At 64.6% G+C, this 10,458-nt stretch carries 7 protein-coding genes; 3 read left to right on the forward strand and 4 right to left on the reverse strand.

All coding sequences use genetic code 11. The features are described 5' to 3' along the window. The first annotated feature begins 108 nt into the window (after positions 1-108). Both GO986_RS19280 and GO986_RS19285 read left to right on the forward strand, forming a co-directional pair. Complete coding sequence (locus GO986_RS19280; protein WP_157461088.1) at positions 109-1,521, forward strand: aspartate kinase; 1,413 nt, start codon at positions 109-111, stop codon at positions 1,519-1,521. A gap of 324 nt (positions 1,522-1,845) precedes the next feature. Next, positions 1,846-2,802, forward strand: a complete 957-nt coding sequence (locus tag GO986_RS19285) for an HD domain-containing phosphohydrolase (RefSeq protein WP_157461090.1) — start codon at positions 1,846-1,848, stop codon at positions 2,800-2,802. A 5-nt stretch (positions 2,803-2,807) separates the two neighbouring features. Here the strand turns inward: GO986_RS19285 and GO986_RS19290 are convergent, their stop codons facing one another. Continuing rightward, a complete protein-coding gene (locus tag GO986_RS19290) occupies positions 2,808-4,613 on the reverse strand; it encodes a putative bifunctional diguanylate cyclase/phosphodiesterase (protein ID WP_369409483.1) in 1,806 nt (601 codons plus the stop codon). A gap of 697 nt (positions 4,614-5,310) precedes the next feature. Continuing rightward, entirely contained in the window at positions 5,311-6,018 is a 708-nt protein-coding gene (locus tag GO986_RS19295; protein ID WP_157461092.1) for a phosphatase PAP2 family protein, read from the reverse strand. 197 nt (positions 6,019-6,215) lie between these two features. Between GO986_RS19295 and GO986_RS19300 the strand changes: the two genes are divergently transcribed. After that, positions 6,216-6,374, forward strand: coding sequence for a hypothetical protein (locus GO986_RS19300; protein ID WP_157461094.1), 159 nt, complete (start codon positions 6,216-6,218; stop codon positions 6,372-6,374). A 185-nt stretch (positions 6,375-6,559) separates the two neighbouring features. On the opposite strand, the gene GO986_RS19305 is transcribed toward GO986_RS19300, so the two are convergent. Next, the gene (locus GO986_RS19305) at positions 6,560-8,716 is read right to left on the reverse strand and encodes a PAS domain-containing sensor histidine kinase (RefSeq protein WP_157461096.1); all 2,157 of its coding nucleotides are present in this window, start codon (positions 8,714-8,716) and stop codon (positions 6,560-6,562) included. Between the two features lie 265 nt (positions 8,717-8,981). After that, complete coding sequence (locus tag GO986_RS19310) at positions 8,982-10,241, reverse strand: M12 family metallopeptidase (protein WP_157461098.1); 1,260 nt, start codon at positions 10,239-10,241, stop codon at positions 8,982-8,984. Positions 10,242-10,458 lie beyond the last annotated feature (217 nt).

Consider the following 10,458-nt stretch of genomic DNA (forward strand, 5'->3'; position numbering starts at 1 on the left):
CTGTCTTCTGAAGCCGGGAGAGGGTGAGGCGAGTCCCAGACATCTGCCCAGACATCTGCCCAGACGCCTCCCCGCGTCTACAGCAGACGGCGCGGCATACTGCGTGCCATGAAGCCCGAGCTGCTGGTCATGAAATTTGGTGGCACGAATATGCAGGACGCCCGCGCCATTCGCCACAGCGCGTCTCTGGCGGCGCGCAGCCTCCGTGAAGGGATCAAGGTGGTGGTCGTCGTCTCGGCGATGGCGGGCGTGACCAACAGCCTGCTGAAACTGGCCGACGCCGCCCAGTCGGGTGACATCGCCAGCGCCAACGACGAGATTGCCCTGCTGCGGACCCGGCATTTTGCAGCGGCCCAGGAACTGGGCGCGGCCCCCGACAGCAGCGCTGTGCGCGAAATCCGCGAGATGCACGAAACCCTGCGCCAGGCCATCTACGGCGTCTACCTGCTGCGCGAACTGACCCCGCGCAGCCGAGACCTGATCGTGGCGTTTGGCGAGCGCCTGTCGGCCCCCCTCATGAGCCTGGCCCTGGAGCAGAGTGGCCTGCGCGCCCACCACCTGACGGGCGGCGAGGCCGGCATCCTGACCGACAGCCACTTTGGTAACGCCAAGCCCCTCCCCAGTACCTACGAGCGGGTCAAGGACCGCCTGAGTGGCCTGCTGGCGGCGGGTGTGACCCCGGTGGTGGCGGGCTTCATGGGCGAAACCGACAAGGGGGCCATGACCACCCTGGGGCGCGGCGGCACCGACTTCAGCGCCACGATTGTCGGCAAGGCCCTGGGCGCCGACGAGGTCTGGGCCTGGAAGGACGTGGACGGCGTCATGAGCGCCGACCCCCGCGTGGTCAAGGACGCCCGCAACATCGAAGTTCTGAGTTACGGCGAGGTCATGGAGTTGGCCTACTTTGGGGCCAAGGTGCTGCACCCGCTGGCGGTGACGCCCCTGCAGGACAGCGGCATTCCCCTGCGCGTGAAAAGTGCCGCCGACCCCGATTTTCCCGGCACATTGGTGCAGGCCCAGCCGCGCGACGAGGAAGGGCACCCGGTCAAAGCCGTGACCGCCATTCGCAACGTCAGCATCGTCAATGTCAGCGGCGCCGGGGTGCTGGGGATTCCCGAAGTGATTGCCAGCGTCTTTGACGCCATTGCCCGCGAAAACGTGACCCTGCTGATGGTCTCGCAAAGCTCGTCCATGAGTAACGTTTCTTTGGCGGTGCAGACCGCTGACGCCGAGCGCACCCTGGCCGCCCTGCGCGCCGGGGTCAGCCTGGAACTGCAGGTCGAGGAGCAGCCGGGCGTGGCTGTGCTGGCCATTGTGGGCAGCGGGATGCGCGGCCAGAAGGGCGTCTCGGCCCGCATGTTCACGGCGCTGGCGGCACAGGACGTGAACATCCTGATGATCTCGCAGGGCAGCTCCGAGCTGAATGTGTCGGTGGCTGTTGAGGCCGGACATGTGGACACCGCCACCCTGGCGGTTCACCACGCCTTTGGCCTGGGCGAACCTGCCCCTACTGCCAGCTGAGCGGTTCTCACACCTGAGCTTCAGCCGAACCACCAGAGCGCACCAGGCAGCTGAGCCGTCGAGGCGCCTGGTGCAGGGCACCTTGCCAGTTCAGCTTGCCTGGGCGTCCCCGGTTTTTGAAATCTTTACCTCTTTATTTGCGTATAGATGAAAACTGAAGAGTTGACTTCATGCAGCGGAAGTCCAACCTACTCCCAACCGCACCAAACTGAACAGCATGCGATCATGTGGTCGGAACTGCCCCGCGTGGAGTGAGGCAACGCCCTGCAGTAAGGCCGTAGTGTGAGAGACCGGGCGGCGAAGAGGGCGGCGCAAGCCCACCCAATGCCTTCGGCCAGTCACGTGTATCAGCACTTGCTAGAAGCCATGCCCGTGATGCTGTGGACCGCCAATCAAGACGGCGTGTGGGCACACGTCAATGGCGCCTGGATTGCCTACACCGGGGTGATTGGTCAAACCCGGGGGTTTGGCTTCGAGGAAGCTGTGCATCCAGACGATGAGGCGCGCACGGTCGCCGTCTGGAAACAGGCTGTCGAGCAGCGTCAGGATTACCAGATTGAGTACCGCTTGAGGGGCCAAACGGGCACCTACCGCTGGTTCCTGACCCGTGGTGTTCGCGTGACAGATGATCTCGGGCTTCAGCTGGCCTGGGTCGGCACCTGCACGGATATCGACGACCGAAAACGTGCCGAGCAGCAGGCCATAGACGCGCGTGAGGCCGCGGTGCGCGCGCTGGGCCTCGTTCTGGAAGTGAGAGACCGGGAGACCAAGGGACACACCGACCGGGTGATGGCCCTCGCCCTGCGGCTTGGGCAGGCCCTGGGGCTGAGCGAGGCCCAACTTGAAACGCTCCGTTTGGGTTCGTACCTGCACGACATTGGGAAGATGGTGATTCCAGACGCCATTCTGCTTAAGGCTGGACCATTGACCGAACAGGAATGGGCCGTGATGCGCAGCCATACGCTGGAGGGCGAACGCTTCGCGGCGGCGCTCGGGTTTGTGCCGCCCGAAGTTCTGGAACTCATCCGCTTTCACCATGAGCGCTGGGACGGCGGCGGCTATGTCACTGGCCTGAGCGGTGAGGCCATTCCCCTACTGGCCCGTGTCTTTGCGGTCGTTGACGTCTACGACGCGCTGTTAAGCGAGCGGCCCTACAAGGCCGCCTGGACCCAGGCCCAGGCGGCCGATTATCTGCGGTCGGAGGCTGGGCGGCAACTTGATCCCCAGGTGGTCGCCACCTTCCTCCGTTCCCTTCAGGAAGGCCCGGCAGCTCCCGACTGAACGCCTTAGGCCGGCAGGTAACGCACCCCGAACTCTTGGCCAGAGACAGGCCGGCCGAGCAAAAAGCCCTGCCCAATGTCGCAGTCCAGAGATTTGAGCGCTTCCAACTGGGCCTGGGTCTCAATGCCTTCCCCAACCGTAAAGACATTGAGCCCATGACCCAGCGTGATCGCGCTCCGAACCATCGCCAGAACCTTGTGGCCTCCTGGAAGGGGGGTCACGAAAGAGCGGTCGAGTTTCAGCTGACTGATATCGAGGTGTTGCAATTGACTGAGGTTTGAAAAGCCAGTCCCATAGTCATCGAGCGCCACCTGAACGCCCAGGGCAGTCAGGGCCCGCGCCAGCTTGAGTGTCTCTGCTGACTGTTTGAGCAGCACGCTCTCTGTGACCTCCAGTACCAACTGGGCTGGCGGAAGGGCCGTGTCCCGAAGCACCTGTTGAATGACCTGGAGAAAACCGGAATCCAGCCACTGCTGGGCCGAGACGTTGACGGACATCTGCCAGGTCAGTGGGTGCTGGGCGCGCCACTGGGCCAGCTGGGTGCAGGCTTCGTGGAGAACCCACTCGCCCAGCGGAACGATCAGGCCCTGTTCTTCTGCCAGGGGAATAAACTGCGCCGGCGAGATCCACCGGCCATCCCGTTGGGGCCACCTCAGCAGCGCCTCCATGCCCACCACCTGGCCCGTGCGGAGGTCGATCTGAGGTTGGTAGTAGAGCTGCAACTCGCCCTGTTCTATGGCCTGGCCCAGGCGGTTACGCAGAGACAGCTTCTCCCGGGCCGCCTGGGTCATGCACTCCTGATAAAACTGGTACTGCCCTTTACCCAGCGCTTTGGCGTGATACATCGCGGTGTCGGCGGCACGTAGAAGGGCTTTCGTGTCCTGGCCATCTGTGGGATAGAGGCTGATTCCAGCGCTGGAGCCCAGGTTCAACATATGTCCGTGGACGGAGAAGGGTTGACTCAGAGCCTGCTGAAGATCATGTGCGAGCTGCGAGACATGCAGACTCTTGTAGACGCCGGGAATCAGAAGGACAAATTCGTCACCACCAAACCGCGCAATCAGATCGTCTGTACGGAGCAGGTCAGACAGCCGGTGGGCCACCGCCTTGAGCAGTTCGTCGCCTGTGTCATGGCCGAGTGAATCGTTCACGAGCTTGAATCCGTCCAGATCCAGGACCATCACTCCCACTCCTGTCTTGTGACGGCGCGCGAACTGGAGCGCCTGTTCCGCCCGGTCCAGGAACCGCAGCCGGTTGGGCAGTCCTGTTAGCGCGTCATGGTGCGCCAGATGCTCACTGCGTTCGTGGGCCGCCTGCCAGTCAAGCGTGATGAGCCGCAACTCCAACTCATCCATGACAATGGCCGCCAGATCTTCGAGCAACTTCAGGTCATCAGCTGTCAAGGACTGGGGGCGCCTGCTGTACACCGCGAGGCTGCCAATATGAAACCCGTCTGGTGTGGTCAGGGGCACCCCTGCATAAGAGCGGGCACCCTCGAACTTCACCATCGGATCGTTCTGAAAACGTGGACTGGCGTGTAGATCCTCAACCGTAAACGCCACGCCGCGCTCAACAGTTTCCCCACAACAGACGTTCTCCCGGTCCATTTCGTGGATGTTGGTTCCGGCGCTGGATTTGAGCCAGGTCCGCTGCGCCGCGACAAAATTGATGATCACGATCTGAACTTTCAGGAACCGCTGGACAAGGCGGGTGATGCGGTCAAACGCCGGTTCGGGGAGGCTGTCGAGCACGTGATAGCGGTAGAGCGCGGCAAGTCGGTCTGGTTCATGTGGGTGCTCTGGGGGCTTCACGCTGTTCCTTATTCCTCTTGTAAGGGAGTGGCTCCCAGGGTGAAGCTGGCGACCTACCCCTGCGCCGGCTCGGCTCTTATCTCATTCAGCGTTCAGGCCACGTTCCCTGAGATACGGAAGTCTAGAGGCCGCATTCCGCTTGGGCCAGGCAAAAGAGGTAGTGGCCCGTTCATCTAATTGGCCTCAAGCCCACGACATAGGCAAAGCCCTGTTTATCTTCAGGGTCAGGCGGTTCTGCGGGCTGAACCGGATCCAGGTGGGCTGACTGTTTGCGAAGAGCGCCCAGCCAGCTGTGGCACTTTGCGCCGAGCCTGGCTGGAAACTGCGCCGCCAGTGGGTTAAGAGCAATCTTCAGGCGCTGCTCTCTTTTGGTGAAGCCCGCTGCGCCACCTGGCTTGAGCAGCAATCAAGCCCTAGACAGATATCGTTCTGGCCAGGTTCGTCGCCTTGACTGATTCGGTCATAGCAACAGTCTCAAGCTGAGTGCAAAAGGCGGCAGCGGACTCAGGTGTGTCTGGCCTTGCAAGGCCCAGGGCTGAATCTTTACCGCTGCATCTACACTCTGGTCTCTGTCACCATGAGGCAAATTCCGTTGAATCTGGGGCCTGATCAGACGAGGCCATTACGCTGCGTTGCTGGCAGAATCCGGTGCAAGATCGCCAGGGCAACGCGCCCCCTCACCTCCTCAACAGCAGGCTCACGTCCGGGTATCGCGCTGCCCGCCGGGAGACTGGCGCAGCCCCGGCCAGCGGCGACTCATCAGGATATACAGACCCGCCACCCAGGCGCTGCTGGCTGTAATTCCTGCCAGTACATCTGACGGGTAGTGGACACCCAGGTAATTCCGGCTGGTGCCCACGGCAACCGCCCACAGTGCCCCAAACACGGCCACCGGCCAGCCGGCCCGCGACCGCCAGAACACCAGTGTCAGGGCCATGCCAAAAGCGGCGTTGGCCATGGCGTGCCCACTGGGAAAGCTGTAGCCCGGTTCGGTCAGGACGGCCACCATCTCGTCGGGTCGGGGGCGCTGGAAAATGACCTTGGCCACCACGTTCAGCAGGGTCGCGCCCATCACGCCCGTCAGGAGAAACCAGCCGTGGGCCCGGCCGCGCCCGCTGTCTGCCTGCCCCAGCAACCAGGCAATCGCCAGGGTAATCAGGGGCAGCACCTGCACGCCCCCAATCTGCGCCAGCGTCTCGGCCACGCGCGTCAGGGTGGGCGTGCGCTGCGCGGCGTACCAGCTGAGGACCGCCTGGTCCCAGGCAAAGCCGCCTTCTTCCAGCACCTCCTCGGCCAGTTCGGTAAACAGCAGCAGCGGCCCGAGGACCCCCAGGAGCAGCAGCAGCAGGGAGCGCCAGTGGTGCCGCACAAAAGGCAGAAATTCCTGGCGCACGCGGGCAAGCATCCTTCTATTACAGCCGCCTGCCGCCTGCGCCGCGTTGCCGGATGCTTAATGCCGCTAGGCACGCTGGCGCATGGACCGCTGCGTCAGGTGCCGCATGTGCGCCCTGGGGGTCAGGCCGCACCATAAGGGCACAAGGAACGCGCTGGCCGAATGGCTGCCAAAGAGGCAGCGGCGCGGGCCTTGGTGGAGAGACCCAGATGCATCAGTACCCGATTCACCTTCACGCCCACGACCTCTTGCGGGAAGCCGCCCAGGACCGCCTGGCCCGGCAGGTGCAGGCCGCCAGCCGCTCCGCCCGCGCCCCCCGTCCCCACCTGAACCTGCTGGCCCTGCTGCGCCGCCTGCGCCCCGCGTGAGGCCCGCCCACACCCACTCGCCGCTCCCTTCTTCGTGAAGAGGAGCGGCGAAGTTTTTGGTGGGCCAGAAGCGCGGGTTACATCAGGGGAGCGCTGGGGTGTCCCTGGAAAACGGCAAGGGCTGATCCGGCAGTTCGCTACCGGCTCTGGCCCCTTGTCAAGCCGCGTTCCTGTAGGCCGGGGCTTCAGCGGTGCCTGGGGAGGGTGAAGCCGAAGGTGGCCCCGTCCGTGCCGTCACTCTGGGCCATGACCTGACCCCCATGCCTCGTGACAATGCGCCGCACGGTGGCCAGGCCAATCCCGGTGCCGGGAAACGCCTCATGAGCATGCAGCCGTTGAAACAGACCAAACAGCTTGTCCGCGTATCTGGGGTCAAAGCCCACGCCATTGTCCTGCACCCAGACCTGCACGGCGTCAGGGTGCTCCTCCGCCCAGATACGCACTTCGGCCACTGGCCGGGAACTGGCATATTTCACGGCGTTGCTGACCAGATTCGTCATCACCTGCTGCAAGAGCCCCTGGTCCCCCTGCACCACCGGCAGCGGCCCCAGCTGCCACCGCAGGGCCTGCGCCGGATACTCTGCCGCCGCGTCTTGCTGGGCCTGCTTGACCAACGCGCTCAGCTCAACGGCTTCCCGCCGGAGCGCCTGCCGACCGGACCGGGACAGGACCAGCATGCCGTCAATCAGGGTGTTCATGCGGGCGGCCCCCTCTTTAACGACCTGAAGGTGCCGGGTCACTTTGTCCAGTTGCCCTTTGTCCAGGCCGCGCTGCGCCAGGTCGGCAAACGCCATGACGTGGCGAACGGGGGTGCGCAGGTCATGCGACGCCGAATAGGTAAAGGACTCCAGTTCGGCGTTGGCTTCCTCCAGGTCCTGTGTGCGGCGGTTCAGCGCGTCCCGCTGCTGCGTCAGCTGCTGGGCCTGCACCGCTCGCTCGACGGCCAGGCTCAGGCCCCGCACCACCGCCCGCACAATCGCCTGGTCCTGCGCCGACCAGCGCTTGGCCGCCCGTTTCCCCACCGCAAAGATGGCCCGGACCTCCCCGCCGATCAGCAGCGGCACGAAACCGGCCGCCCCGTACGCTGTGGCCGCCGAGAGCGAATTGTCTTCGGCATCCCAGCCCTGTACGAAAACCGGCTCACCTGTGCGGACCGCTTCGGCAAAGTCCGGGGCATCCAGCGGAACCCCAGCCTGCATTTGTTTCACGACCTCAGGACTCACGTCGGCGGACCACACCACCCCTTTCCAGACCGTTTCCTTCAGTTCGTAGTAGGCCACGCTGACATCGCTCAGGTGCGCCTGGACCACTGCCACCGCCTGCCGAGCGAGGCGGTGCAGGTCCGTTTCTACCCCCACGGCCTCGGTAAAGCTGACGAACGCGTCCAGTGCCACCGCGCGCTCTTCAAGCACCTGGGCCTGCCGCACCCGTTCCAGCGCCAGCCCCAGGCCCTGACCCACCGAGGCGATGGTCGCTTGCTCCTGCTCTGTCCAGAGGGGCCGGGTGATGCCCGTCGCCAGGAAGGCGAACGGCTGGCCCTGCGCAAGATAAGGCGTGACGCTCAGCGCTGTGCTGTGGCCCACCGATTGGGCCCGGCCCTGCTCGCCGGTGGCAAAGGTCGCCTGCCCGGTCCTGAAGGCTTCAGCGGCCAGCGGCGTCCTGAGGGGCACCCCAGCCTGGCGTGCGGCAACGACCTCAGGAGGCGTGTTCGCGGAGAACGTCAGGGGCAAGGCGGTGTCGCCCTGCACCAGATAGAAGCCGCTGATGGCGCCCTCAACCGTGTCCTGAAGAATCTGTGTGGCCGCCGCCCCCAGCACCTTCAGGTCTGTGGAACTGGCCACAGCGGTTGTGAAGGTGACGAAAGCACCCAGCGCCTGTGTCTGCTGACGCACCTGCTGCTCTAACGTGGCGGCGTGGCGGTGCAGCGCGGCCTGGCTGGCCTGACGGTCTTCCTCGGCCGCTTTACGCGCCGTGATGTCGCTGGAGATGGCGAGCAGGTGGGTGATGTGCCCGTGGTCATCCCGCAGGGGAGACACCGAAAGCCTCCACCATTTGGGCGTGCCCGCAAAGGTCCGGGCCGGGGCTTCAAGGGTGGTGGTCTGCCCAGCCCGGGCGGCGTCCAGGGCGGCCTCGACCTGAGCCTGAGCTTCGCCTTCCCAGAAAGAAGTCCACAGGACATCCTGGCACTGCTGGAAGTCGTCAATCTCCATGGCCTGCTGCCCGCCCAGATTCATGGTGAGCAGCCGGGCGTCCAGGTCCAGCACCTTGATGCAGTCGCCGCTCGCGTCAATGATGGTCTGCAACTGCCCTGGGGTCAGCCACACCTCGGCAGCAGACGTCATAGCGGAAAACGGGTGGCAAGCGACGTGGGGCGAAGCATTCTCTGGAGGATACCGGAGCCGGAGAATGCTCTGTGCAGTGCAGGTGGGATTGTGCCGGTGCCAGGCGGCGTCACATCACCTTCCGCTGCCCGGTGACTGGCCGCATGTGGTGTTCTCTATAAACGGATCAGCATCTACCCGGCGCCTATCCTCAGGTGATGTAAAGGAACGTCACGGGGCGGGCCAGGTCGATGGAGTCTCTGACCTGGCCCGCCCCGTGACTGCCTTACTTCGTTTCGACCAGCTTGTAGGTGCCGCTGCCGCTGTAGCTGTAGATGTACCAGCGGTAGGTGCCCGCAGACGCTGTGACTGACACGGTTTCCTGACTGCTCGGGCTGGTGCTCTGCCCAGCGGTGGCCCAGGCCGAGCCCGTCCAGCGCTGCAGATACAGGTCAAAGTCGCTGCCGGCTGGCCCGGTCAATTCGCCTTTCAGGGCGCCGCCCGCGTAGGAAAAGCCCGAGGAGCCCGGCTGAACCGTGGCGGCGCCCTGGTTGAGGGTGCCGGTGTAGGTGCGGCCCGGCGTGGGGGTGGGCGGCGTGGTGCCGCCGGGGTAGATGGCCTGCAGGGCGAAGAGGTCACCCCGGCTGAGTTCGGTGGCCTTGCCCAGGTTGGCAGGCGTGCCGTTGTACTGGCCCACCGGCTGGCTGCGCGCATAGATGTACGGCGGGAAGTAGTTCATCACCGAGTCGTAGTCGTAGGGGCCGTGCGTGTAGGCGTTGCAGGTCTTGCCGAAGTTCGTGGTGTCGCCCACGTAGTTGCTGCCCACCGTGATGTAGTTGTCGCGGTCGCAGCGCTGGTGTTCATGGTGAAAGCCCGAGGCGTGGCCCATCTCGTGGATGATGGTGCTGTTGGTAAAGCAGTTGGGCGCGATGGTCAGCGTCTGGGTGCCGCCGATGGACCCCACATAGGACGACCCGCAGCCGCCGCCGCCCACGACAAACTCCACCTTGTTGGCGGCGTTCGGGTTCCACACCCAGCGCAGCGTCGTGCCCGCCTGCGCGTTCCAGCGTTCGACAGCGGCGTTCACGGCGGCCGCCTGCGTGCTGGTCAGCCCGCCCTGGCGCCAGAAGTACGACACCGTTTTGCCCGACCAGTTGCCCCCGCCTGCCGCAAAGCGCGACAGGCTCTGTCCCGACAGCATTCCGGCCGACTTGTTCAGCCGTTCCAGCACGCGCACGGCGTTCTCTGAGCGGTCCAGCAGCATGTCGCCGTCCAGCACCATATGGCCGCCGACGTTACGGTACATGACCGTGGTGCCGTCCCGCAGGGTCACTTCCACGGCGGCGTCCTGACCTAGTCGGGTGCGCTGGTCGTCGGTCAGGTCAGCCAGGGGCGTCTGGCGCAGGTCCAGGGCAAACGTGGGGCCAGACGCATTCTGGCCAGCGCCGGGGGTCTGGGCGGCCGCTGGGGCCGGCGTCTGCTCGGCGCAGCTGGCCAGCAGGGTCAGCGTGGTGAAGGTCAGGGCGGCAGCAAGGACATGGTTCATGGTGGCCTCCAGAAGGCTGGTGGAAGTGTCAGGCAGACCAAACCGTCGCCCCGGCTGGCGTAACGGCGTGCGCACTGGACTGTGGTGTTGTCCCGCATCGTGACATATCTGGTTCACTGGGTGGTCTAGTCAGGGGCAGGTGTCCAGTTAAACTGGCCCAACCCATCACCATCGAATAATCAGGCTTTGAGCGGTTGGCTGAGCAATGAGGTCCCTA

The organism is Deinococcus arboris (assembly GCF_009755355.1).
GTDB classification, from domain to species: Bacteria; Deinococcota; Deinococci; order Deinococcales; family Deinococcaceae; genus Deinococcus; species Deinococcus betulae.

Bases quoted from the DNA above. Each gene is read 5' to 3' on its own strand.
- GO986_RS19280 (WP_157461088.1), top strand. From the start codon at position 109: ATGAAGCCCGAGCTGCTGGTCATGAAATTTGGTGGCACGAATATGCAG.
- GO986_RS19285 (WP_157461090.1), top strand. From the start codon at position 1,846: ATGCCTTCGGCCAGTCACGTGTATCAGCACTTGCTAGAAGCCATGCCC.
- GO986_RS19295 (WP_157461092.1), bottom strand. From the start codon at position 6,018: ATGCTTGCCCGCGTGCGCCAGGAATTTCTGCCTTTTGTGCGGCACCAC.
- GO986_RS19300 (WP_157461094.1), top strand. From the start codon at position 6,216: ATGCATCAGTACCCGATTCACCTTCACGCCCACGACCTCTTGCGGGAA.
- GO986_RS19305 (WP_157461096.1), bottom strand. From the start codon at position 8,716: ATGACGTCTGCTGCCGAGGTGTGGCTGACCCCAGGGCAGTTGCAGACC.
- GO986_RS19310 (WP_157461098.1), bottom strand. From the start codon at position 10,241: ATGAACCATGTCCTTGCTGCCGCCCTGACCTTCACCACGCTGACCCTG.